This is a genomic window from Achromobacter veterisilvae, assembly GCF_900496975.1.
Taxonomy (GTDB): Bacteria; Pseudomonadota; Gammaproteobacteria; order Burkholderiales; family Burkholderiaceae_B; genus Achromobacter; species Achromobacter veterisilvae.
Map to the genome: position 1 here is coordinate 52416 of NZ_UFQC01000019.1, position 23922 is coordinate 76337.

General features: G+C 66.4%; 23 protein-coding genes. 10 read left to right on the forward strand and 13 right to left on the reverse strand.

What is annotated here, in order from left to right; translation table 11 throughout:
- Genes AVE30378_RS18325 through AVE30378_RS18335 form a run of 3 tightly spaced genes read left to right on the forward strand, consistent with a single transcriptional unit; the run spans position 1 to position 2866 of the window.
- Positions 1–642: a shikimate kinase gene (locus tag AVE30378_RS18325; protein WP_129242277.1), complete on the forward strand. Its 642-nt coding sequence runs from the start codon at positions 1–3 to the stop codon at positions 640–642.
- Positions 639–1715, forward strand: a complete 1077-nt coding sequence (gene aroB, locus AVE30378_RS18330; protein WP_129242278.1) for a 3-dehydroquinate synthase — start codon at positions 639–641, stop codon at positions 1713–1715. Before AVE30378_RS18325 ends, aroB begins: the two co-directional genes overlap by 4 nt.
- Positions 1716–1738: 23 nt before the next feature.
- Positions 1739–2866, forward strand: a complete 1128-nt coding sequence (locus AVE30378_RS18335) for a deoxyguanosinetriphosphate triphosphohydrolase (protein WP_129242279.1) — start codon at positions 1739–1741, stop codon at positions 2864–2866.
- Between the two features lie 28 nt (positions 2867–2894).
- Here AVE30378_RS18335 and AVE30378_RS18340 read toward each other — a convergent pair whose 3' ends face one another.
- Together AVE30378_RS18340 and AVE30378_RS18345 are read right to left on the reverse strand one after the other, a co-directional pair.
- Positions 2895–4088 carry a M20 aminoacylase family protein gene (locus AVE30378_RS18340; protein ID WP_129242280.1) on the reverse strand — a complete coding sequence of 398 codons (1194 nt, stop codon included), beginning with the start codon at positions 4086–4088 and terminating at the stop codon, positions 2895–2897.
- A gap of 32 nt (positions 4089–4120) precedes the next feature.
- Positions 4121–5122, reverse strand: a complete 1002-nt coding sequence (locus tag AVE30378_RS18345) for a tripartite tricarboxylate transporter substrate binding protein (RefSeq protein WP_129242342.1) — start codon at positions 5120–5122, stop codon at positions 4121–4123.
- Positions 5123–5251: 129 nt separating this feature from the next.
- Between AVE30378_RS18345 and AVE30378_RS18350 the strand changes: the two genes are divergently transcribed.
- A complete protein-coding gene (locus AVE30378_RS18350) occupies positions 5252–6154 on the forward strand; it encodes a LysR family transcriptional regulator (protein ID WP_129242281.1) in 903 nt (300 codons plus the stop codon).
- A gap of 8 nt (positions 6155–6162) precedes the next feature.
- On the opposite strand, the gene AVE30378_RS18355 is transcribed toward AVE30378_RS18350, so the two are convergent.
- Together AVE30378_RS18355 and uvrA are read right to left on the reverse strand one after the other, a co-directional pair.
- Complete coding sequence (locus AVE30378_RS18355; protein WP_129242282.1) at positions 6163–6825, reverse strand: glutathione S-transferase family protein; 663 nt, start codon at positions 6823–6825, stop codon at positions 6163–6165.
- Positions 6826–6829: 4 nt separating this feature from the next.
- Positions 6830–9715 (reverse strand): excinuclease ABC subunit UvrA, encoded by a 2886-nt coding sequence (gene uvrA, locus AVE30378_RS18360; RefSeq protein ID WP_129242283.1) that lies wholly within the window; start codon positions 9713–9715, stop codon positions 6830–6832.
- 177 nt (positions 9716–9892) lie between these two features.
- On the opposite strand from uvrA, the gene AVE30378_RS18365 reads away from it, so the two are divergent.
- Positions 9893–11077 carry an MFS transporter gene (locus AVE30378_RS18365; RefSeq protein ID WP_129242284.1) on the forward strand — a complete coding sequence of 395 codons (1185 nt, stop codon included), beginning with the start codon at positions 9893–9895 and terminating at the stop codon, positions 11075–11077.
- A gap of 302 nt (positions 11078–11379) precedes the next feature.
- On the forward strand, positions 11380–11895 hold the full coding sequence (gene ssb / locus AVE30378_RS18370; RefSeq protein WP_129242285.1) for a single-stranded DNA-binding protein: 516 nt from the start codon (positions 11380–11382) through the stop codon (positions 11893–11895).
- Between the two features lie 104 nt (positions 11896–11999).
- Here the strand turns inward: ssb and AVE30378_RS18375 are convergent, their stop codons facing one another.
- Together AVE30378_RS18375 and AVE30378_RS18380 are read right to left on the reverse strand one after the other, a co-directional pair.
- Entirely contained in the window at positions 12000–13097 is a 1098-nt protein-coding gene (locus tag AVE30378_RS18375) for a glycosyltransferase (RefSeq protein ID WP_129242286.1), read from the reverse strand.
- On the reverse strand, positions 13097–13459 hold the full coding sequence (locus AVE30378_RS18380; protein WP_129242287.1) for a hypothetical protein: 363 nt from the start codon (positions 13457–13459) through the stop codon (positions 13097–13099). Before AVE30378_RS18380 ends, AVE30378_RS18375 begins: the two co-directional genes overlap by 1 nt.
- A 402-nt stretch (positions 13460–13861) precedes the next feature.
- Here AVE30378_RS18380 and AVE30378_RS18385 point away from each other — a divergent pair, with 402 nt between their 5' ends.
- The 3 genes from AVE30378_RS18385 (at position 13862) to AVE30378_RS18395 (ending at position 15273) form a co-directional block, all read left to right on the forward strand.
- Positions 13862–14167: a DUF4148 domain-containing protein gene (locus AVE30378_RS18385; protein ID WP_129242288.1), complete on the forward strand. Its 306-nt coding sequence runs from the start codon at positions 13862–13864 to the stop codon at positions 14165–14167.
- Between the two features lie 72 nt (positions 14168–14239).
- The gene (locus AVE30378_RS18390; RefSeq protein WP_129242289.1) at positions 14240–14545 is read left to right on the forward strand and encodes a DUF4148 domain-containing protein; all 306 of its coding nucleotides are present in this window, start codon (positions 14240–14242) and stop codon (positions 14543–14545) included.
- 131 nt (positions 14546–14676) lie between these two features.
- Positions 14677–15273, forward strand: a complete 597-nt coding sequence (locus tag AVE30378_RS18395; protein WP_129242290.1) for a TetR/AcrR family transcriptional regulator — start codon at positions 14677–14679, stop codon at positions 15271–15273.
- A 79-nt stretch (positions 15274–15352) separates the two neighbouring features.
- Here AVE30378_RS18395 and AVE30378_RS18400 read toward each other — a convergent pair whose 3' ends face one another.
- The 3 genes from AVE30378_RS18400 to AVE30378_RS18410 form a co-directional block, all read right to left on the reverse strand.
- A complete protein-coding gene (locus AVE30378_RS18400; RefSeq protein ID WP_129242343.1) occupies positions 15353–16213 on the reverse strand; it encodes a cysteine hydrolase family protein in 861 nt (286 codons plus the stop codon).
- 258 nt (positions 16214–16471) lie between these two features.
- Positions 16472–17089 carry a TetR/AcrR family transcriptional regulator gene (locus AVE30378_RS18405; RefSeq protein ID WP_129242291.1) on the reverse strand — a complete coding sequence of 206 codons (618 nt, stop codon included), beginning with the start codon at positions 17087–17089 and terminating at the stop codon, positions 16472–16474.
- A gap of 111 nt (positions 17090–17200) precedes the next feature.
- Complete coding sequence (locus AVE30378_RS18410) at positions 17201–19375, reverse strand: malate synthase G (RefSeq protein WP_129242292.1); 2175 nt, start codon at positions 19373–19375, stop codon at positions 17201–17203.
- Positions 19376–19613: 238 nt separating this feature from the next.
- Here AVE30378_RS18410 and glcC point away from each other — a divergent pair, with 238 nt between their 5' ends.
- The gene (gene glcC / locus AVE30378_RS18415) at positions 19614–20378 is read left to right on the forward strand and encodes a transcriptional regulator GlcC (RefSeq protein WP_129242293.1); all 765 of its coding nucleotides are present in this window, start codon (positions 19614–19616) and stop codon (positions 20376–20378) included.
- Between the two features lie 26 nt (positions 20379–20404).
- On the opposite strand, the gene AVE30378_RS18420 is transcribed toward glcC, so the two are convergent.
- The 4 genes from AVE30378_RS18420 to ubiA form a co-directional block, all read right to left on the reverse strand.
- Positions 20405–21526, reverse strand: a complete 1122-nt coding sequence (locus AVE30378_RS18420) for a saccharopine dehydrogenase family protein (protein ID WP_129242294.1) — start codon at positions 21524–21526, stop codon at positions 20405–20407.
- Positions 21527–21730: 204 nt separating this feature from the next.
- On the reverse strand, positions 21731–22123 hold the full coding sequence (locus tag AVE30378_RS18425; RefSeq protein ID WP_129242295.1) for a DUF4148 domain-containing protein: 393 nt from the start codon (positions 22121–22123) through the stop codon (positions 21731–21733).
- A gap of 320 nt (positions 22124–22443) precedes the next feature.
- Positions 22444–22848 (reverse strand): DUF1090 domain-containing protein, encoded by a 405-nt coding sequence (locus AVE30378_RS18430; protein ID WP_129242296.1) that lies wholly within the window; start codon positions 22846–22848, stop codon positions 22444–22446.
- A gap of 66 nt (positions 22849–22914) precedes the next feature.
- Positions 22915–23841 (reverse strand): 4-hydroxybenzoate octaprenyltransferase, encoded by a 927-nt coding sequence (gene ubiA / locus AVE30378_RS18435; protein WP_129242297.1) that lies wholly within the window; start codon positions 23839–23841, stop codon positions 22915–22917.
- Between the last annotated feature and the right edge of the window lie 81 nt (positions 23842–23922).

Sequence of the window (23922 nt, forward strand, 5' to 3'; positions counted from 1 at the left end):
ATGAACGTTTCCGCTATTTCATGTCCGGAGGCTGCCCCGGACCCGGCGTCTCCCGGCGAGACGCCCGAAAACCCGCCCTGCGCCACGGAGTGCGCGGGCGGGACCGCGTCGCTGCCGCATGACCTGCCCGTCTTCCTGGTGGGGATGATGGGCGCTGGCAAAACGACCATAGGCCGTGGCCTGGCGCGTGCGCTGGGGCGCGAGTTTGTGGATCTGGATCATGAGCTCGAGGCGCGTTGCGGCGTGCGGGTGCCGGTAATCTTCGAAATCGAGGGAGAGGCCGGTTTCCGTCGCCGGGAAGCCGCCGCCTTGGAAGAGTGTACCCAACGGCGCAACATTATTCTTGCCACCGGCGGGGGTGCCATCCTTGCGGCGGAGAACCGCCTGCGCCTGCGCGAGCGCGGCATCGTGGTCTATCTGCGGGCCAGCGTGGACGAATTGTTCCGCCGCACCAGCCGCGACCGCAACCGTCCCCTCCTGGCCACCGCGGACCCGCGCGGCACCCTGCGCGAGCTGATGACCCTGCGGGAGCCCCTCTACAAGGAAGTGGCCGACATGGTCGTGGAAACGGGGTCCATGCCCGTCCACACCCTGGTCAAGGCCCTGCTGCCGCAATTACAAGTCTTTGAGAAGCGCATATGAACGTTGTTCAAGTCGATACCCCGGGCGGAAGCTACCCCATCCACATCGGCCCGGGCCGCCTGGACGCCCTGGACCAGTGCATTCCCGCCGACGCCACCGCGATCGCCGTGGTGACCAACCCGACCGTCGCGGCCTTGTATGGCGAACGCGCCGAAGCCGCGCTGGCGCGGACGGGCAAGCGGGTGCTGCGCATTGAATTGCCGGACGGCGAGGCCCACAAGGACTGGCAGTCGCTGAACCTGATCTTCGACGCGCTGCTGGCCCAGCGCCTGGACCGCCGCTGCGTGCTGGTGGCGCTGGGCGGCGGCGTCATCGGCGACATGACGGGTTTCGCCGCCGCCGTGTACATGCGCGGCGTGCGCTTCCTGCAGGTGCCCACGACCCTGCTGGCCCAGGTGGATTCCTCGGTGGGCGGCAAGACCGCCGTCAACCATCCGCTGGGCAAGAACATGATCGGCGCGTTCTACCAGCCGATCGCCGTCGAGATCGATACCGACGTGCTGGGCACTCTGCCGGCGCGCGAGGTGTCCGCGGGCCTGGCCGAAGTGATCAAGTACGGGCTGATCCTGGACCCGGCGTTCTGGACCTGGTGCGAGGAAAACGCGCAGAAGCTGCGCGCGCTGGACCCGGACGCCATCGCCCATGCCATCCGCCGCTCGTGCGAGCTGAAGGCGCAGGTGGTGGGCAAGGACGAGCGGGAATCCGGCCTGCGCGCCATCCTGAACCTGGGCCACACGTTCGGCCACGCCATTGAATCGGGGCTGGGCTATGGCGCCTGGCTGCACGGCGAGGCGGTCGGTTGCGGCATGGTGCAGGCCGCCGAACTGTCCGCCGACGTCACCGGCTTCGACCGCGGCGACGTGGCGCGCGTGCGCGCCCTGGTGGCCGCCATCGGCTGCCCGGCCGTGGCGCCGGACCTGGGGGCGGACCGCTGGCTCGAACTGATGCAGGTGGACAAGAAGACCGAAGGCGGCTCGATCCGCTACGTACTCATGACCCGCATCGGCGCAGCCGTCATGCAGCCGGCCCCCGACGATGCCGTGCGCGCCGTCCTGGCCCGCACCACCCAATAGCCGCGCGGGAGACGGTGTTGCAGATGAAAGAACTGGCTTCCTATGCATCCCATCCGTCTCAATCGCGCGGGCGGACCTACGCCGAGCCGCCGCCGGAAAATCGGACGGAGTTTCAACGCGACCGCGACCGCATCGTCCATTCCGGCGCGTTCAGGCGCCTGGAATACAAGACCCAGGTCTTCGTGAACCATGAAGGCGACCTGTTCCGCACCCGCCTGACGCACAGCCTGGAGGTGGCGCAGATCGCGCGCACCCTGGCGCGCAGCCTGGGCCTGTCGGAAGACCTGACCGAAGCCATCTCGCTGGCCCACGACCTGGGCCATACGCCTTTCGGCCATGCGGGCCAGGACGAGTTGAACGCCTGCATGCGCGAGCTGGCGCCCGAGGCCGGCGGCTTCGAGCACAATCTGCAAAGCCTGCGGGTGGTGGACGAGCTGGAAGAACGCTACGCGGACTTCAACGGCCTGAACCTGTGCTTCGAAACGCGGGAAGGCATCCTCAAGCACTGCTCGGCCGCGCATGCGCGCCAACTGGGCGAAGTGGGAGAGCGCTTCCTGAACCGCACGCAGCCGTCGCTGGAAGCCCAACTGGCCAACCTGGCCGACGAAGTCGCCTACAACAACCACGACATCGACGACGGCCTGCGCTCGGGGCTGATCACGCTGGAACAACTGAAGGACGTGTCGATCTTCGAGCGGCACCACGCCTTCGTGCTGGAACGCTATCCCGGCCTGGCCCCGCGCCGCGCGGTGGCCGAAACCATACGCCGGATGATCAACACGCTGATCGTCGACCTGACGCAGACCTCGCTGGCGCGCATACGCGAGTTCGCGCCCGCCACCGCCGCCGACGTGCGCCGCGCGCCGCCGCTGGCGGGCTTTTCGGACGAGATCCGGCGCGAGGCGGACGAGTTGAAGAAATTCCTGTTCGACAACCTGTACCGCCATTACCGCGTCCTGCGCATGACGACCAAGGCGCGGCGCATCGTGCGCGAACTGTTCGTCGCGTTCCTGGACGACCCGCGCCTGCTGCCGCCCGACTACCGCCGGTCGGCGTTCAACGAACAGGCCCGCGCGATCGCCGACTACATCGCCGGCATGACGGACCGGTACGCCATCCGCGAACACCGGCGCCTGTTCGACATGAGCTGACGCACCCCGCCCGCGCGGCGCCGAGGCGTCAGCCCGCCAGGTAGCGCTGCGCCAGCAGCACCCAGTACGCCGCGCCCACGGGCAGGCTGTGGTCGTTGAAGTCGTAGCCGGGGTTGTGCACCATGCAGGCGCCGTGGCCGCTGTTGAAGCCGTCCGGCGAGCCGTCGCCGTTGCCGACCAGCAGGTAGGAGCCGGGCACTTCCTCGAGCATGAAGGCGAAGTCTTCGCTGCCGGTGAGCGGCCGGGTCTGCGGATCCACCTTGGCGGCGCCCACCAGCTCCACCGCCACCTGGCGCGCGAAGTCTGTTTCCGCCGGCGTGTTCACCAGCACCGGATAGCCGCGCAGGTAGTCGATAGTCGCCCGCACCTGGTAGCTGGCCGCCTGGCTGTGGACGAGTTCGGTGATGCGCGCCTGCAGCGTGTCGCGCACCTCGCGGTCGAGCGCGCGGACGCTGAGCTTGAGCGTCGCGGTCTGGGGAATGACGTTGTTGGCCTTGCCGGCATTGAATGCGCCGACCGTGATCACGGCCATGTGCAGGGGGTCGATATTGCGGGCGACGATGCTCTGCAATCCCAGGACGATGGCCGATCCGGCGACGATGGGATCGGCGGCGCGGTGCGGCACCGCGCCGTGCCCGCCCACGCCTTCCAGCACGATGGTGACGTTGTCGGACGACGCCATGGCGGGGCCGTCGCGCAGCAGGAGGTGGCCTTGCGGATGGCCCGGCATGTTGTGCATGGCGAAGATGGCGTCGCACGGATACTTGCGGAACAGCCCGTCTTCCATCATGCGCTTGGCCCCGCCCAGGCCCTCTTCGGCGGGCTGGAAAATCAGGTTCAGGGTGCCGCTGAAATCGCCGTCCCTGGCCAGGTGGTGCGCCGCCGCCAGCAGCATGGCGGTGTGGCCGTCGTGGCCGCAGGCGTGCATGACGCCTTCGTTGCGGCTGGCATGCTCCAGGCCCGTGGCTTCCTGGATGGGCAGGGCATCCATATCGGCCCGCAGGCCCAGGCGCCTGGCGCCGGCGCCGCGGCGCAACTGGCCGACCACGCCGGTTCCGCCCAGCCCGCGCTCCACCTCGTAGCCCCACTGCGCCAGGCAATGCGCCACCAGATCGCTGGTGCGGAATTCCTGGAAGCCCAGTTCGGGGTTGCGGTGGATATCGCGCCGGATCGAGACGAACTCGTCGGCCTGGGCGGTCACGGTCTGCAGAATGGGATGCATGGAAGGTCGTTCCTGGTGGGGAGGGCGCGCGGTCACGGGTTGCCGGCCAGTTGCACGTGGCTGGAGATTTCTCGGAAGCGCTCGGTCTCGGCGCGGTACATGGCGTCCGCCTGCTCCGCGCTCATCGGCGCGGAGACTTCGATGTTCTGGTATTGCAGGCTTTCCTTCACCGCGGGGTCCTGCATGGCGGCGTTGAGCGCCGCGTGCAGTTGCAGGACCACGTTTTCCGGGGTGTCGCGCTTGACGAAGTAGCCGGTCCAGGTGGTGAAGTTGAAGCCCTTGAGCGATTGGCCTTCGTTCACGGACGGCACCGCCTTGAGCGCTGGCAGCGCGCTGCGTTGCGGATCCAGGCTGGCCAGCAGCTTGATGCGGCCCTGCTCGGCCAGCGCCACCTGCTGCTGCGACAAGGGCAGGATGGCGATGTCCACTTGCCCGCCGCCGAGGTCCTGCATCAGCGGCGCGCCGCCCTTGTAGGGCACGTGGACCATGTTGGCGCCGATGGTGCGGGCCAGGTGCTCGCCCAGGACGTGATAGAGGGAGCCCACGCCCACGCTGCCGAAGGTGAGCGGCTGCGAGCCCGAGCGCGAACGCGCCAGCGCGACGAGTTCGTCGGCGTTCGCGGCCGGCAGATCGCTGCGCGCCACGACCACCAGGGGCGCCATGCCGATCATCTGCACCAGGCGGAAATCCTCGCTCTTGAGCTTGACCGCGGGATTGGCGATGGGCGCGAGGATCAGTTCGTTGGGAGACCCCTGGAACAGGTAATAGCCGTCGGGCCTGGCCGTCAGGACCTTCTGCGCGCCCAGCGCGCCGCTGACGCCGCCCAGGTTTTCCACCAGCACGGGCTGGCCAAGCTGTTTGGACACGGGCGGCGCCACGACGCGCGCAATGGCGTCGGACGCGCCGCCGGCCGGGTAGGGCACCATCATCATGACGGGCCGGCTGGGATAGTCCGCGGCCTGGGCGCCCTGGCCCAGCAATGCGGCGCCCAGCGCCAAGGCACAGCCGGCCAGGCGCAGGCGGTTGAAAAGCATGTTCACGGGTTCCCCTTTTTGGCATGGTGGTGTCGTGATCGCATGCTAGGGACAGCGCTCGCTAGTTGTCTAACGAATTGTTATTCTGGAAGCTAGAAAAAAAACTCATACTTGAGTGGAGGCCGGGCCATGAACCTCAAGCAGCTCGAACACCTGCTGGCGGTCGCCGAAGCGGGGTCCTTCAGCCGCGCGGCCGAACGCCTGCACCTGACCCAGTCGGCGCTGAGCCGCAGCATCCGGATACTGGAAGAGGACCTCGGGGCGCGGCTGCTGGACCGCATGGGCAAGCGCACGGAACTGACGCCGCTGGGCCTGACCGTCGCCGGCCGCGCCCGGCGCATCCTGTTCGAGTCGGCCGAATTGCGCCGCAGCGCCGAATTGCTGACCCAGGGAGACCGCGGCGCCATCAGTATCGGCCTGGGTTCGGGGCCGGGCGCCATGCTCATGACGCCCCTGCTGGCGCACGTCGCGCAGCGGTATCCGCAATTGCGCCTGGAGGTGATGCGCGGCTCGCTGGAGGCGCACCTGGCGCTGCTGCGCCAGCGCCGGCTGGACGCGCTGGTGGTGGATACCCGCGGCATCGTGCCGGCGGCCGACCTGCGCATCGAGCCTGTGTCGCAGATGCGGGCCGGCTTCATCTGCCGCCCCGGCCATCCGCTGGCGCGCGCCGCGCGCCCGCCGCGTTTCGCGGAGATCGCGTCCTATCCTCTGGCGTCCACCTTCCTGGCGGCCGACACCGAACGGATCCTCGTCGAGCATTTCGGCATCGAGGCGGATCCGCAAACCTCGGTGCGCCTGCGCTGCGACGAAATCGGCAGCCTGCTCGAAGCGGTGCGCGTGTCCGACGCGGTGTTCCTGGGCATCGTGGGCGCGGCCCGGGCCGGCATCGAGGCGGGAGAATTGGCGGAGCTGCCGGCCGACCCGCCGCTGCGCAGCCACGCCCTGTTCGCGCTGGTGACCCTGACCGGCCGCACCGAGGCGCCCGCGATGGGGCTGCTGCGCGAATTCGTGGCCGAGCGGCTGCGCGACTGAGCCGGGCTTCAGCGATGCTTGCGGTAGGGCTCATCTTCGGGCACGAAGGTGGCTTCGGCGCGCGCGTCCTGCATCCAGGACTGCATGGCCGGCAGGGCCAGCACGGCGTCCATGTAGTCGCGCACGGGGCCCGCCGCCGGGATGCCGTAGGTGGTGAACCGGGACACCACGGGCGCGAAGAACGCGTCGGCGATCGAGAAGGCGCCGAACAGGAACGGCCCGCCGCCGCCGAATTCGGCGCGCGTGTCCTGCCAGATGGCGTGCATGCGGGAAATGTCCTGGCTTGCGGCCTCGGGCAAATCGATGCCCGGCAGATGGGCTTCGATGTTCATCGGCAACGCCTCGCGCAGCGCGCCGAAGCCGCTGTGCATCTGCGCCGCCAGCGAACGCGCCCGCGCGCGGGCGCGGACGTCCTGCGGCCACAGGCGGGCCTCGGGATGGCGCTCGGCGGCGTATTCGCAGATGGCCAGGGAATCCCAGACGGCGAAGTCGCCGTCCAGCAGCACGGGCACCAGGCCGGCGGGCGACACCGCGCCCAGCCGGCGCGAGAATTTCTCGGTGAACAGGCCGAGCTTCTGCTCCGTGAACGGGACGCCCGCGGCGCGCAGGGCGATCCACGGGCGCATGGACCACGAGGAGTAGTTCTTGTTGCCGATGATCAAGGTGTACATGCCGCTATCCCTCATGCGTTGAGTGCACGGGCAGCCGGCCCGGCGCGCGGCGCAGGAGCTTGCCCAGGTATTGCCCGGTATGGCTGGCCTCGGTGGCCGCGACGTCCTCGGGCGTGCCCTGCGCCACCACGTAGCCCCCGCCATCGCCGCCTTCGGGGCCCATGTCGATGACCCAGTCGGCCGTCTTGATGACGTCCAGGTTGTGTTCGATGATCAGCACCGTATTGCCGCTGTCGACCAGTTGGTTCAGCACCTGCAACAGTAGCTCGATATCCCGGAAATGCAAGCCCGTCGTGGGTTCGTCCAGGATGTACAGCGTGCGGCCGGTGCTGCGGCGGGACAGTTCCTGCGACAGCTTCACGCGCTGCGCTTCGCCGCCGGACAGGGTGGTGGCGCTCTGGCCCAGCCGGATGTAGGACAGGCCCACGTCGATGAGCGTGTGCAGCTTGCGGGAGATGGCCGGCACGGATTCGAAATATTCGAGCGCCTGTTCGACCGTCAGGTCCAGCACTTCGCTGATGTTGCGGCCGCGGTAGCGGATCTCCAGCGTTTCGCGGTTGTAGCGCTTGCCGTGGCAGACGTCGCAAGGCACGTACATGTCGGGCAGGAAGTGCATTTCCACCTTGACCACGCCGTCGCCCTGGCAGGCCTCGCAGCGGCCGCCCTTGACGTTGAAGCTGAAGCGCCCCGGGTCGTAGCCGCGGGTCCGCGCTTCCGGCACGCCGGCGAAGAGTTCGCGGATGGGCGTGAACAGGCCCGTGTAGGTGGCCGGGTTGCTGCGCGGCGTGCGGCCGATGGGGCTCTGGTCCACGCTGATGATCTTGTCGAAATTCTCCAGCCCCTGCATCGACACGTAGGGGGCGGGCTCGCTTTGCGCGTGGTGCAGTTGCCGCGATACGGCGACGGCCAGCGTGTCGTTGACGAGCGTGGATTTGCCCGACCCGGAAACGCCGGTCACGCAGACCAGGCGGCCCGACGGGATGCGGAGTTCCACGTTCTTCAGGTTGTTGCCGCTGGCGCCCGACAGCTCCAGCCAGGGCAGATCGTCGCTGACGGGGCGGCGCGCCGGGATCGCGATGGCGCGCGCGCCGCTGAGGTACTGGCCGGTCAGCGAGGCGGGATCGCGCTGCACGGTTTCCGGATCGCCTTGCGCCACGACTTCGCCGCCGTGTTCGCCGGCGCCCGGCCCCATGTCCACGACCCAGTCGGCCATGCGGATCATGTCTTCGTCATGCTCGACGACGATGACGCTGTTGCCGAGGTCGCGCAGGTGCTGCAAGGTGCCGATCAGGCGGTCGTTGTCGCGCTGGTGCAGGCCGATGGAGGGCTCGTCCAGCACGTACATCACGCCGGTCAGGCCGGAGCCGATCTGGCTGGCCAGGCGGATGCGCTGCGCTTCCCCGCCGGAGATGGTGTCGGCGCTGCGGTCCAGCGACAGATAGTTCAGGCCCACGTTGTTCAGGAAGCTCAGGCGCGCCTCGATCTCGCGCACGATGCGCTGCGCGATTTCCTGCTTGGCGCCGGTCAGGCTCAGCTCGCGGAACCACGACAGGCAGGTCGACAGCGGCATCGCCTCGACCTCGTAGATGGCCTGGCCATGGCGCTCGCCGCCGCGCGGATCCTGGCCGATCAGCACGTTGCGCGCTTCCGGGCGCAGGCGCGAGCCGGCGCAGTCGGGGCAGGTCTTGATGTTGCGGTACTTGCCCAGTTCCTCGCGCACGGTGGCGGAATCGGTCTCGCGCCAGCGGCGTTCCAGGTTCGGGATGACGCCTTCGAAGGTGTGGCGTTTTACCGTGCTGCGGCCCTTCTCGTTCAGGTAGAGGAACGAGATCTCTTCTTCGCCGGAGCCGTACAGCACCTTCTCGCGCAGCGCTTCCGGCAGTTCCTCGAAGGGCGCCTCGATATCGAATTCGTAATGGGCCGCCAGGCTGGTCAAGAGCGAATGAGTGAACGCGTTGCGGCGGTCCCAGCCGCGGATGGCCCCCGCGGCGAGGCTCAACTCCGGAAAGGCGACCACGCGCTTGGGGTCGAAGAATCCGACCTGGCCGATGCCGTCGCAACTGGGGCAGGCGCCCATGGGGTTGTTGAAGCTGAACAGGCGCGGTTCCAGCTCGGGCAGGCTGTGGCTGCACACCGGGCAGGCGTAGCGGCTGGAGAAAACCTGTTCGCGCCCGCCGTCCATGTCCAGCGCCAGCGCGCGGCCGTCGGCCAGTTGCAGGGCGGTTTCGAAGCTCTCCGCCAGGCGCTGCTTGCTTTCGGGCTTGATGCGCAGCCGGTCGATCACGACATCGATGTCGTGTTTCTCGGTTTTCTTCAACGGCGCCATGCCGTCGATTTCCATCATCTGGCCGTCGACGCGCAGGCGCACGTAGCCCTGCGCCTGCAGGCTGGCGCATTCGTCCTCGAAACTGCCTTTCTTGCCCCGGGCGATCGGCGCCAGCACGGCCAGGCGTGTCTCGGGCACCCAGGACAGCACCGCGTCCACCATCTGGCTGACGCTTTGCGCCTGCAGCGGCAGGCCGTGGTCCGGGCAATAGGGCGTCCCGACCCGCGCATACAGGAGGCGCAGGTAGTCGTGGATCTCGGTGATGGTGCCGACGGTGGAGCGGGGGTTGTGCCCGGCCGCCTTCTGCTCGATCGAGATCGCGGGCGACAGCCCTTCGATCAGGTCCACGTCCGGCTTGTCCATCAGTTGCAGGAATTGCCGGGCGTAGGCGGAAAGGCTTTCCACGTAACGTCGTTGGCCCTCCGCGTACAGCGTGTCGAACGCCAGGGAAGACTTGCCCGAGCCGGACAAGCCGGTGACGACCACCAGTTTGTGGCGCGGCAGGTCCAGCGAGACGTTCTTGAGATTGTGGGTGCGGGCACCCCGAATGCGTATCGCGTCCATCGGGCTCTTAAGCGGTTTCAAAGGCCAACTTGGTACTATAGCGCGCCGAATCCCCCCGCGTTCGGGGCAGTCCTTCAGCCCGGATTGGCCCGGGGCCGGCGCCGCACCGTCAAATCAGACCGTGAGCGTATGAAATCCACGCGCGCGAACAGCCCTAGTCATTGTTGAAATTTCCGCATGCCGGCAGATAAAAAACTGAAATTGACTCCTTCCGAGCGTCGCGCCAGTGTGGCGCTGGCCGGCCTGTTCGCCGCGCGGATGCTGGGACTGTTCCTGTTGCTGCCCGTCTTCGCCGTGGCCGCCAGCGGCATGCCGGGCGGGGACGATCCGGCGCGCGTGGGCCTGGCGCTGGGCATGTACGGCCTGACCCAGGCCTTCATGCAGATTCCCTTCGGCCTGGCGTCCGACCGCTGGGGGCGCCGCCCCGTGGTGCTGTTCGGCCTGCTGCTGTTCGTCGCGGGCAGCATCGTCTGCGCGCAGGCCTCGGACGTGTACTGGATCACCATCGGCCGCGCCATCCAGGGCGCCGGCGCCATTTCCGCGGCGGTCACCGCCTGGCTGGCGGACGCCACCCGGGACGAAGTGCGCACGCGTGCCATGGCCATGGTGGGCGGATCGATCGGCCTGTCCTTCGCCGTGTCGCTCGTCCTGTCGCCCGTGCTGGTGGGCTGGTGGGGCCTGTCGGGCCTGTTCTGGACCATCGCCTGTCTGGGCGTCATCTGCCTGGGCGTGGCGCGCTGGGTCGTGCCCGTGGTGCCGCGGACCCAGGCCCGCGCCATGCAGACGGCCAGGCCGCGGGAAGTCCTGACCCACCGCGACCTGCTGCGCCTGAATTTCGGCGTTTTCGTGCTGCACCTGATCCAGGTGTCGCTGTTCGTGGTGGTGCCCGCGCTGCTGGCGAAGGTGGGCGGGCTGGACGCGCGCGAACTCTGGAAGGTCTATCTTCCGGTCATCCTGGTGTCCTTCGTGCTGATGGTGCCCGTGGTGTTCGTCGCGGAAAAGCGCCGCGCCCATCGCGGCGCCCTGCGCGCCGCCGTCGCGGGGCTGATCCTGGTGTGCGCCTTGCTGCCCGCCGCCAGCCACGGCTTTTACACGCTGGCCGCCGCGCTGACGGGATTTTTCGTTGCCTTCAATGTGCTGGAGGCCCTGCAGCCGTCGCTGGTGTCCCGAGTGGCGCCGCAGGCCTACAAGGGCCTGGCGCTGGGCTTCTACAACACAGCCCAGGCCGCGGGCCTGTTCGCCGGGGGCGCGCTGGGAGGCTGGCTGGCCGCGCATTCGGGGGCAAGCGCGGTGTTCCTCGCCGCGGCGGTCCTGTCCGCGGTCTGGCTGGCGGTGACCTGGGCGCTGCGGCCGCTGGCCTGAGGCCGCGCGGCGCTTCGGCTGCCCCCGGGGCCGGGAAAGTCGAGGATCGCACGCCGAACGGCGCTCAACAGCCGGCAAATCCAGCGGAGGGGCGGGTGGTTTTGTCACTATTTCCGTTTGGCGCGGCGCCCCCTTTTCGTCGATAATAGACATCAATCTAGGGCTTCACCCGGCGTCGCCGGTCATCGTGATGATGACCGGCGTGTTTCATGAAGCCGGTCTTCAACATCGCTTTTATGTTGTTGCCGGCGCGCTCGCGGCAACGCACAGGCGCAGGCTGTCAACAACAGAGGGACAACGGCATGGCATCGGTTAACAAAGTCATACTCGTGGGCAATCTGGGACGCGACCCGGAAGTCCGCTACAGCCCCGACGGGGCGGCAATCTGCAATATGTCCATTGCCACCACCTCCACCTGGAAAGACAAGGCTTCCGGCGAACGCCGCGAAGAAACGGAATGGCACCGCGTCGTCATGTACAACCGCCTGGCTGAAATCGCCGGCGAATACCTGAAGAAGGGCCGCTCGGTCTACATCGAAGGCCGCCTGAAGACGCGCAAGTGGCAAGACAAGGACACCGGCGCTGACCGCTACAGCACCGAAATCGTCGCCGACCAGATGCAGATGCTGGGCGGCCGCGAAGACGGCGGCGGCGGTGGCGCCAGCTATGGCGGTGGCGGCGGCTACGACGACGCGCCGCGCCAGCAGCGCGCCGCCCCGGCGCAGCGCCCGGCGCCCCAGCAGCGTCCGGCTCCCGCGGCGGCCCCGGCCAGCGGCGGCGCCAACCTGGCGGACATGGACGACGATATTCCGTTCTAAGCCGGGAACAGGCCTGGTTCTGTAAAAAATCTGAGCCCAACCATTGATTTGGTTGGGCTTTTTATTCGTTCGTGAAAGTTTGCGCTTCGCGCTTCAGTGGATCTTTAGCGCTTCAGCCAGGACAGGTAGGCACGTTCCATGGCTTCCGCCATCGCTGCGACCGTGAACTTTGGCTCCGTCGCAATATGGCGTGCCCCTGCTGCCCCCATGCGCGAACGCAGGGCTGAATCTTGAATCAGTCTTCCCAGCGCCTGTTCCAAGGATGCGACGTCTCCGTAGGGCACCAAAATACCCGAAACACCGTGCTGAACAACTTCAGGCACTCCCCCGACATCGGTTCCCACTATTGGGAGGCCATAGGCTGAAGCCTCGATAAATGAGGTACCCAGTGCTTCAAATTGAGTCGGCAGCGAAAAGATATCGGCCCCGGCAAGAACGTTGGGGATATCGGTCCGCCGGCCCAAAAAATGTGTGCGGTTCCCTATCCCGAGCGAATCTGCCAGGCGGGTCAATGGCTGGAGTTGTGAGCCTTCTCCGGCGAATACCAAGTGGAGATGCTCGTGGCTCCGCATAAGGGTCGCCATGGCTTCGATCAACAGCGCTTGGCCTTTCTGTTGCCGAAGATGCCCAACGCAGACTACTACGATGGCGAACTGATCCAGACCGAGTTCGGCTCGCAATGTTGAGCTTTCGGGACGAGGGGGCAGATTCACCGCAGTGAATACCGTTTGTAGGTCTCTTTTTGCGACGCCACGCTCCCGCATCTGTTTGGCTACGTATTCGCTTATCGCCACGACCTTATGAGGGAGTCCCGTATAACTCCATAGCGACCCGGGAGGCTTGGCCAGATGACGTGTCCGGACAATCAACGGGGTTCCCGCCAATCTTGCAGCCAACGCGGCTATGACTGTATCCCGGCGGCTATGTGTGTTTAGCACGTCGTAGCCACCGCGCCGCAGTATGCGCCAGATCTTGCACACGGACCGCAAGTACCCTGCGGCGCCGTCCATGCGTACCGTATGAACGACAAATCCCTCGTCGGTCAGCTTGGCCTGCAGACCGCTTCCTGGCTGGCAGATGGCTTCGACCAAGTGCCCGCGTTCGCGCATTCCCATCATTTCCTTGAGGATCCGATGCTCCTGCCCACCAAAGGAGGTTGCCGCTTCCGAGTGAATTATCCTTAGGGCTCGCTGGGTATACATCAGTAGTCCGCATCCCTCAAGATAGCAACCAAAAGCGTCTCGATATAAGTGACGTCCGCCAGGGAGAATCGCCCTATGTTGGGCACCTCCTGCCCTTCGGTTACCGAGACGATGGCGTCTCCCTTCTTGGCGACCATTCCACCAGAATCGTCAATAAAAAATATCCAGCCATTACTATGGATTTGAGCGACTGTATTCGAAGGGGTAAGCAATGTAGCCGAATATGGGGCCACTGCTTGCGTTGCGTATGCAGGAATCTGATCCCGCAACCAGGCATCGACCAGCCTTAGCGCCCGGTTTTTGCCCGGATCAAAGGTGTATCTGCATACTGGGGGAAGCGAAGTGCGGTGGTTTTCATGCATCGAACTAACTAGCGCTCAATTGTGAACAACCGAATATGTTAACAAACGTCAATGATTTGAAACGGAATCCCAAATTGCCAGCCCAAGGTATTGGGACCGGATGAAGGGTGCGGGGGCGCATTTCACAGCATATTTCTAGCTGTTCGTGGTTTGGACGGCTGATGGCGTGGGCTGACCGAAAGGGTTCGATAACCACATGCAAGAAATGTTTGGTTTCACAATTCTGCTTGGTTCATCTATCTAGTAGTAGGTAAGATTCATCCATCGACGCAGCGAACCCAACAGACCCGCCGCCGCCGACACCAGAAATACAGTAGTCCGCTTTTTTATTTCCCCGTTCATCTACCTACAAGTAGATAGTTTATCTGAAACCCAACACGAATCCTTATCCGGAGATTGACCATGAAGACCCTCGTATCCGCCCTGATCCTGTCCGCCTCGTTCATCGGCGCCGCCCAAGCAGGCGAACTGGACTATCCGCCTGCCCTGAATACGCAAAGCACGGTCACCCGCGCCCAGGTACAGCAGGAACTGGCCGCCGCCCGCGCCAACGGTGAACTGGTATCCGGCGAAGAAGGCTACGCCGCGACGACCTTTGCCGCCGCTGCCGACAAGACCCGCGCCCAAGTACAACAGGAACTGGCGGCCGCCCGCGGCCAAGGCCTGACCGAAAGCGCCGAACTCGCCTACCCGCCCGTGCAAGGCTGATTTTTTCCCTGGATATCTATCTACACATAGATAGCACCACAAATCCCATACCGACCCTTTTGGAGATTGACCATGAAGACCCTCGTATCCGCCCTGATCCTGTCCGCTTCGTTCATCGGCGCCGCCCAGGCCGGCGAACTGGACTATCCGCCTCCCCTGAACACGCAAAGCACGGTCACCCGCGCCCAGGTGCAGCAGGAGCTGGCCGCCGCCCGCGCCAACGGTGAACTGGTATCCGGCGAAGAAGGCTATGCCGCGACCGCGTTCGCCCATGCCGGCGACAAGACCCGCGGCCAGGTGCAGCAAGAACTGGCGGCCGCCCAGGCCCACGGTTTGACCGACAGCGGCGAACTGGACTATCCGCCCGTGCAAGGCTGATCAGGATGCCGACGCATGCGGGCCCCGGGGGGCGGGACGATTCCCGGCCGGGGTCCGCGCGGGCGTTATGGCGGCGACGAGAACCGCCGGAACCGGTGACGAACCGACCTATTAGTAGGTAATATTCAGCCATGGACACTCCTACCCCCACCACCACCCGCGAACTGCTTCTGGCCCACGCCGAGAAGCTGATTCGCACGCGCGGATGCAACGGCTTCAGCTACCGCGACCTGGCTGAGCACGTGGGCGTAAAGACGTCCAGCATCCACTATTACTTTCCGGGCAAGGACGACCTGCTCTACGAGGCCGTCGAAGCCTATAGCGCGCGCGCCCTGGCCGGAGTGCGCGGCATCGATACGACGCAGTCCGCGCAGGCGCAGCTCGACGAATACCTGTCGCTGATGGAATCGCGCGCCTGTGGATCGGGCGAACTCTGTCTGGGCGGCATGCTGGCCGCCGAGGTCAATTCGCTGCCCGAACGCGTGCGCGGCGCCCTGCAGGGATTTTTCCGGGCGCATGAAGCCTGGCTGGCCCGTGTGCTGGCCGAAGGCGCGGCGCAGGGCACGATGAAATTCTCCGGCACGCCCGAGGCGGCCGGCCGCGCGGTGTTCGCCACGGTGCAGGGCTGCATCCTGGTGTCGCGCCTGTTCCAGCAGCCGGCGGCATTGTGCGAGGCCATCGGCGCCCTGTACGTGCAATGCGAAGGAAAGGCGGACAAGGCCGGCTGACGCGCCCGGTCCCGCCTGTTGCCGACGGCCGCCATGCGCACTGCAGGCGGCCGTTGCGTTTGCGTTTGCGCTTCCGCGATCAGGCCGCCAGCAGGGCGCGCGCCATGTCAACGCTGGTCCGCTGCTGCACGCCCAGATCCCGCACGCGCTGCTGGAATGCCGCCTGTGCGTCGGCGAAGCCGGCGACGGGGCTCATGCAGTCCGTCAACAGCACCAGGCGGGACAGGTCGCGGCCGGGCAGATGCTCGGCCAGGTGTTCGACGGTGGCCTTGACGCAATGGCTGCCGGCTTCGCCCGCGATGAGGATGAGCTCGGCGCGGTCCAGCGAATCCAGCAGCCCGCGGTTGAGCTGGCTGCGGGGATCGTCGGCATCGGGCACTTCGGCCATCAGCGCGCTGTAGTGCTCGGTCCAGGGATTCGTGCCCTTGGGCACCTTGCGCACGATGAACTGGCGCTCGTCCTCCCAGCGGCTGTAGGCGGCCCGCACGTCCGCGTGCACGTTGTGGCCCCAGGTGCCGATCTCGCAATGCACGGGCCAGACCATCAGCGTATAGCGGCCGCGCGCTTCCAGTTCATCGAGGTAGGACAAAGTGCGCGGCAGGTCGTCGACATGACGGGGCCGGAACGCGCCCGCGCGCACCTGCGCCGCGGTGATGGGCGTGAACGGCGCGACGGACTGGCCGTCTCCGGTGCTCCAGAACGTCGGGTGCGCGATATCCAGCCGATGGTGCGAATCGAGCGTGACCGTGATCGACGTCAGCACGGACGCGGTGGCGTCGATGAAGCGCGCCAGCCGCAGCATGTCGGCGTGCGCGCCCGCGACCGGCAAGGCGGGCGCGCAGGGGATGCCCGTGAGCGGGTCCGCCGGCAGATAGGCCGGCGGCAGATCGCAGAAGTCGTTCTGCGGGTCGATGATCAATAGATGATTGGAGCGCGGCATGACGGCGTTCGGCGAAGGCGAACTGGAAATATAGAACGGGACGGCCATGGCGATCTAGAAAAGTACCAGATGCTCGGCGCGGTCCGGCAGTTGGCGCAGGAGGGCGCGCCATTGCAGCCAGATTCTTGCCCCGGCCGAGACGGCGATGATTGCGATGACGATCCACATGGTCAGAGACTCCATAAAATTTCGCACGAGTGTGCGAAATCAAGGGAAAGCAATGCGCCCTGCGGCAACCGCTGTGCGGGCCGGCGGGCGCTACTCGATGTACTTGAAACTGCGGTAGGTGGAAATCAGGCGTTCATAGGCGGCCCGCACACGCTCGTGGGCCTTCGGATCCCGCAGGAAGCGGGCGTCGTGCATCAGGCCGATCATCAGGCTGTAGACCTCGAACACGAGCTGTTCGGGATCCGTGTCCGGCCGCAAATGGCCGGCTTCCAGCGCCTGGTTCACGGTACGCACCATGGCCGCGCGCCACCGCTTGAGGTTGCTTTCCAGCACCGAACGCAGCGGCGAATCCACGTCGTCGTATTCGAACGCGCCCGCCACGTAGATGCAGCCCGTCAGCATTTCGACGTTGCTGGCGCGCTCTATCCACAGCGAGACCAGGGCATTCAGGCGCGGCAGGCCGCGGGGAAAGGCCAGGGCCGGCGTGAAGACGGCGGCCACGAAGCGGCGGTCGTATTCGTCCAGCACCGCCTGCTGCAAGGCCTCCAGCGAGCCCACCCGCGAGAACACGCCGCTCTTGCTGATGCCCAGGCGCTTGGCGACCTGGCCGAGCGACAGGCTTTCCATTCCCTGCGCGGCGGCCATGTCCAGCGCGGCATCCACGATGGCCGCGAAGGTCAGCTCGCTTTTTTCAGTCTTGGCAGTCATTGGCGAAATTTAGCACGACCGTGCGAAATTGACATCGTTTTCTTGGAATCCGCGCGCAAAAAAAACCGGACAGCGCCGCTGTCCGGTCGTCTTGCCTCGGGGGCCGGGAGGTCAGGCCTGGGCGGCCTTGAATTCCAGGCGGTACTTGTGCAGCAGCGGTTCGGTGTAGCCGTTGGGCTGCGTCAGCCCTTCGAACACCAGCGCGCACGCGGCCTTGAACGCGAGCGAGGTGTCGAAGTGGCCGGCCATCGGACGGTAGAGCGCGTCGCCGGCGTTCTGGCCGTCGACCACCTTGGCCATGCGCTTGAACGTTTCCAGGACCTGTTCGCGGTTGGTCACGCCGTGGCGCAGCCAGTTCGCGATGTGCTGGCTGGAGATCCGCAGCGTGGCGCGGTCTTCCATCAGGCCGACGTTGTGGATGTCGGGCACCTTCGAGCAGCCCACGCCCTGGTCGATCCAGCGGACCACGTAGCCCAGGATGCCCTGGACGTTGTTGTCCAGTTCCTGCTGGATGTCCTCGGCGGACCATTTGGACCGGTCGCCGACGGGGACGGTGAGCAGGCCGCTCAGCAGATCGTCGCGCACGCTGTCCAGCTTGATGCCTTCCAGTTCCTGCTGGACGGCCTGCACGTCGACCTGGTGGTAGTGCAGCGCGTGCAGCGTGGCTGCCGTGGGCGACGGCACCCAGGCCGTGTTGGCGCCGGCCCTGGGATGCGCGATCTTCTGTTCCAGCATGGCGGCCATCAGGTCCGGCATGGCCCACATGCCCTTGCCGATCTGGGCGCGGCCGCGCAGGCCGGCGTCCAGTCCGACCAGCACGTTGTTGCGTTCGTAGGCCGTGATCCAGGCGGTGGACTTCATGTCGCCCTTGCGCAGCATGGGGCCGGCTTCCATGCTGGAGTGCATTTCGTCGCCGGTGCGGTCCAGGAAGCCCGTGTTGATGAAGGCCACGCGGGCGGCGGCGGCCTCGATGCAGGCCTTGAGGTTGATGCTGGTGCGGCGCTCTTCGTCCATGATGCCCATTTTCAGGGTGTTGCGCGGCAGCTTCAGCAGGTCTTCGACGCGGTCGAAGAGTTCGCTCGCGAAGGCGGCCTCGGCCGGGCCGTGCATCTTGGGCTTCACGATGTAGACGGAACCGGTGCGCGAGTTCAGCTTGCGCTCGCGGTCCTGCAGCGCGGCCAGGCTGGTGACCACCGCGTCCAGGATGCCTTCGGGAATCTCGCGGCCGTCGCGGTCCAGGATGGCCGGGTTGGTCATCAGGTGGCCCACGTTGCGCACGAACATGAGCGAACGGCCGTGCAGGGCCAGCGCGGAGCCGTCGGGGCGCGTGTACTGGCGGTCGGCGTTCAGCTTGCGGGTGAAGGTCTTGCCGCCCTTGGTGACTTGTTCGGTCAGGTCGCCCTTCATCAGGCCCAGCCAGTTGCGGTAGATCTGGACCTTGTCGGCGGCGTCCACGGTGGCGACGGAGTCTTCGCAATCCATGATGGTGGTCAGCGCGGCTTCCACCAGCACGTCCTTGACGCCCGCGGCGTCGGTGCCGCCGATGGCGTGGGCGCGGTCGACCTGGATCTCGAAATGCAGGCCGTTGTTCTTGAGCAGGATGGCCGAGGGCGCGGAGGCGGAGCCCTGGTAGCCGACGAACTGCGAGCCGGACTTCAGGCCGGTTGCGCCGTCGGCCAGCGCGACGCGCAACTGGCCGTTTTCGACGGTGTAGCCGCGCGCGTCGGCGTGCGAGCCCTGGGCCAGCGGGGCGGCGGAATCCAGGAAGGCGCGGGCGCGGGCGATGACGGCGGCGCCTCGTTGCGGGTTGTAGCCGCCGCCCGTGTCGCCGGGCGTGGCGGGGATGGCGTCGGTGCCGTAGAGGGCGTCGTACAGGCTGCCCCAGCGCGCGTTGGCGGCGTTCAGGGCGTAGCGCGGATTGGACATGGGCACGACCAGTTGCGGGCCGGCCTGCTGCGAGATCTCGGTGTCGACGTTGTCGGTGGTGGCGCGCACCGTGGCGGGCTGCGGCAGCAGGTAGCCGATGCCTTCGAGGAACTTGCGGTAGGCGGCGGGATCCGCGATGGGGCCGGGATTGGCGCGGTGCCAGGCGTCGAGTTCGGCTTGCAGGCGGTCGCGCTCGGCCAGCAGCGTCCGGTTCTTGGGGGCCAGGTCTTGCACCAGGGCCGCGAATCCTTGCCAGAAACCGTCGGCATCCAGGCCGGTGCCGGGCAGCGCTTCCTGTTCGATGAATTGGTTGAGATCGGCCGCCACTTGCAGGCCGTGGTGCTGGATGCGTTGAGTCATGCGGTTCTCTAGCGGTAAGTGAAGCTGGCCGGCGCCGCGCGCCGGGCGGATCTGTCGTGACATCATCGTTCGCGCCTGCCGCAATGTCCATATCAAAACCCGCTGGTCATACCAGTTTATTTTTGCCGCCTCAGGCAAAGCGTCGATTTTTATGTTTTTATATCAGCTACTTACCGAGGCTTGATTTGCTGGCTCCTGCTGGGACCGAGCTTGGTCATACCACTGGTCCGGAGAGCGAATGTACGCGGAAACAGAAGAAAAACCCCGCCAGGTGGCGGACGAGGTCGCCGAGCGCATCGAACGCCTGATCCTGGACGGCGTGCTCAAGGCAGGCCAGGCGCTGCCGTCCGAACGGCGGCTGACCGAAAAACTGGGCGTGTCGCGCACGGCGTTGCGCGAAGGCCTGAAGCTCCTGCGCGCGCGCGAGATCATCCATACCTCGCAGGGCAAGGGGTCGTTCGTGGCGCAGATCTCGAAGGTGGACGCCGGGCCGTTGATGCATCTGTTCAATTCGCAGCCGCGCACCCTGTACGACCTGCTGGAAGTGCGTTCCCTGCTGGAGGCCGAATCGGCGCGGCTGGCCGCCATCCGCGGCACCGAGGCGGATTTCATCATGATCCGCCGGCGCTATGACGAAATGGTGGCGGCGCAGGGCGCGGACACCGACACGACGACGCACGCCCACCTGGACCACGCCTTCCACCTGGCGATTTGCGAGGCTTCGCACAATCCGGTGCTGGTCCATACCCTGCAATCGCTGACGGACCTGCTGCTGGGGTCCGTGTTCGCCTGCGTGAACAACCTGTACCACCGCCAACCCGAAAAGCGGCAGATCGACCGGCAGCACACGCGGCTGTTCAACGCGGTGACGGGGCGCCAGCCCGAACAGGCGCGCAAGGCGGCGGCGGATCACGTGGACAGCGTGCGCCAGAGCCTGTCGGACATCGAGCAGGAAGAGCAGCGCCTGGTGCGCGCCACGCTGCGCCTGGAAGGCTGGACCTAGGCGCAGCGCGCGCCGGATCGGCCGACTCAGCGGTCGGCCGTGGCCCTGCCCGCCAGGGCCAGCGGCTTGCCCGCGTAGACCCGGCCGTAGCGGTTGTGCGCGAAGGTCTCCAGGTCGATGGCTTCCTGGCCCACGAACCCGCGTTGCGGCAGGACGCCCTGCGCCACCAGGTCGAGCGCGGCGCAGATGCCCGCGGCGGTGGATAGCTGGATCGCGCTGAGGCGATGGCCGTCGACGTCCGCGCCGAAGATGCGGACCGGGTAGGACTCTTCCTCCAGCCGGCCGTTGCGGCGGCCCGACGCCGAGGCCTGGATCACGATCACGTCCTGTTCGGTGGTGGGGATGGCCGCCTCGAAGATTTCCTTGAGCAGATCGCGGCGGTCGCGCAGGCGCAGATCGTTGAGCAGCAGTTTCATGATGCCGCAGTGGCCGGGGTAGCGCACGGACTTGTAGTCCACGTTGCGCGCGCGGCCGAGCAGGGTGGCGGGCAGGGTGCCCAGCCCGCCCGAGGTGTTGAAGGCCTCGTATTCCACGCCGTCCAGCGCGAAGGTCTCGTAGCCTTCCAGGGCCGGCACGCTCGTGAGCTGCCCGTCGACGATGGCCTCGCACGGGTTGCAATATTCGTTGATGAGCCCTTCCGTGCTCCAGGTCAGGTTGTAGCGCAGGCTGTTGGAGGGATAGCGCGGCAGGGCCCCGACGCGCATGCGCAGGTCCAGCAGCGTATCGAAGCGGCGCGCCAGCGCATTGCCGACGATGCCGATGAAGCCGGGCGCCAGGCCGCATTGCGGCATCAGGACGCTGCGGGCATCCTCGGCCAGCGCCTGGATGGCATGCGTGCTGGCCACGTCCTCGGTCAGGTCGAAATAGTGCACGCCGGCCTTTGCGCACAGGCCGGCAACCGCGATGGCGCGGTGGAAGGGCAGTGCGTTGACGACGGCGTAGCGGCCCTCGATGCAGCGCGCCAGCGAATCGTCGTCCGAAATCTGCCGGGTTTCGCAGCCCAGCTCGGCCACGGCGCGCAGCCGGGCCGGATCCTGGTCGGCGACCAGCACCGAGTAGTCGCCGCTGCGTTCCAGCATCAGCGCGATGGCGAAACCGATTTTTCCGGCGCCCAGGAGGAGGACAGGACGGGGGGAGGCGGTGGACATGGTGCGGGCTCCTGCGGGTAAGAGGGAGGGAGTGGCCTCATCCTATGCCCGCGCACTGTCGATGTGTAGATATCAAATAGTCGTATCGGCCATAGGTAACGTTGATTCGACTTAATTGGATGTCGAATCGTCAAAAACAAAACCCCCCGGCATATGCCGAGGGGCTCTGGGGGGCGCTTGCGTGGCCGTGGCGGCCACGGGGAATTAGCTGCCCAGGGGCGGGTAGTCCAGGTTGCCGAAGGTGACCAGGCCTTCCGACTTGGCTTGCGCCAACTGGGTCTGGACCTGGGAGCGGGTCAGCGAGGTGGCGTGTTCGGCAGCGGCGACGGGCGGGTAGTCCAGGTTGCCGAAAGTCACTTCGCCGGCATTCCTGGCCTGGGCCAGTTCGGCTTGGACCTGTTGCGAAGTCAGGCCCGACGTCTGGGCGATGGGGGCGGGATAGCCTTCTTCGCCGAACGTGTACTGGCCCGACACCTTGGCTTGTTGCAGTTCGGCCTGGACCTGAGCGCGCGTGGGGCCCTGGTCGGCTTCGGCGGCTTGGGCGCCGGCGGCCAGAACGGACATGGACAGCATCAAAGCGGTAGCAAGGGTTTTCATGGCAGACCTCCGATGTCTTGAGCTTGGGAGCCGAACCGCTGACGTGATTGCCGGGGGTTCGCTTGCTGTGTCCCGATGAGATGCATTCTGTGCCCAAATAGTCCTGGGATAAACCCTTATTACCTGAAAACATCTTTCCAAAATATAGGCTAATCGGTTTTTATCTTACCGATTGACACCATGTATGGTGATATTTCCATTTGATGACGCAATGGCCGCGGCCCGCGCCTGAAGGCGGGCGCGAGGCGGAGGAGGAGGGGGAAGAGGGGGGAAAGCGGCGCGCGGCCCGGGACGAGGCCCGGGGCCGGCAAAGGGGAAGGTCAGCGGTTCAGTTCGGCCAGCGCGGCGTCGTATTCCGCCTTGGCCTCATCCAGCTTGCGCTGGGCCTTGTCGATCTTGTCCTGCTTGCCCTTGTCGCGGGCTTTCTTGAGTTCGCTTTCGCGCTCGGAGACCTTGCTCTGTTTTTCCCGCACGTCTGCCTCACGCTGGGATTGCAGGCGGCTGTCGGTGCAGTTTGCCTTCGCTTCCGCCAAGGCCTTGCGCAAGCCGGCTTCACGGCGGGTATTGTTCTGCGCCTGCGCGGCGGCGATGTCGTTTTCGATGTGGCAGAACTTGGCGGCGCAGCCGCGCTGGGCCGAGCAGTCGCCGGCGGCTTGCGCCGGGACGGCCGCGATGGCGGCGGCGGCCGCGGCCGCCAGGGCCAGGGGTTTGAGCAAAGCGGGCATGCGGGCCTCCGTAAGGCGTTGAGGAAGGGCTATCATCGCCCGGGCCGGCGCGCCAGGCAATGCGCTTCAGCGGATCAGCGTGCCGGCCAGCGCCGCGGCCACCAGCAGCGCGCCCAGCCAGAGGTTGGCGCGGAACAGCATGAAGTTGCGGTCGGGGCGCTGGATGTCGAACACCTTCAACTGCCATGCCAGATGCGCCGCCACCGCGGCGATGCCGGCCTGGTAGGCCCACGACAGGCCGATGGCGTAGCCGCCCCACGACCACAGCACGACGGTCGCCAGATAGAAGCCGCCGATCCAGAGCTTGCCCCGGTCGCCGAAGCGCATGGCGGTGGAATGCAGGCCCAGGCTGCGGTCGTCCCGCACGTCCACATAGGCATAGATGCTGTCGTAGCCCACTTGCCACAGCACGGCCCCCGCCCACATCGCGACGGCGGCGAGCGGCACGTGGTTCTGGGTATCCGACCAGGCCATCAGCATGCCCCAGTTGAAGCAGATGCCCAGCACGACCTGCGGCCAGTACGTGACGCGCTTGCACAGGGGATAGATGAAGACGAACGGCAGTACCGCAACCGCCAGCCAGCGGCTCATACCGTTCAGGAAGAACAGCAGCGACCCGCAGACCAGCAATTGCCCGAGCAGGAACCAGACGGCGTGCTTCATGGTGAGCTGGCCGCTGGTCAACGGGCGGAAGCGCGTGCGTTCGACGTGCTTGTCGAAGTCGCGGTCGCACATGTCGTTGACGGTGCAGCCGATGCCGCGCATGAGCAACGCGCCCAGCGAAAACACGATCAGCCGTTGCAGGTCCGGCAGGCCGCCCGCGGCCTGGACCAGCGCGGCGATGGCGGGCAGCAGCGTCAGCCAGGTGCCGATCGGGCGGTCCAGGCGGCAAAGGCGGGCATAGGGCCGCCACGATTTCGGCAGCCAGCGTTCGACCCAGTCGGTGAAGACGATGTCGCTGAGGTCGACGGGAGATTGTTGGGGAGCGCTCACTGTCACGGCGAAACGGAGTGGGGAAAACCGACAGCATAAAACAATGGCGGCCCGGGCATTGCGCCGAGCCGCTCCGTATGC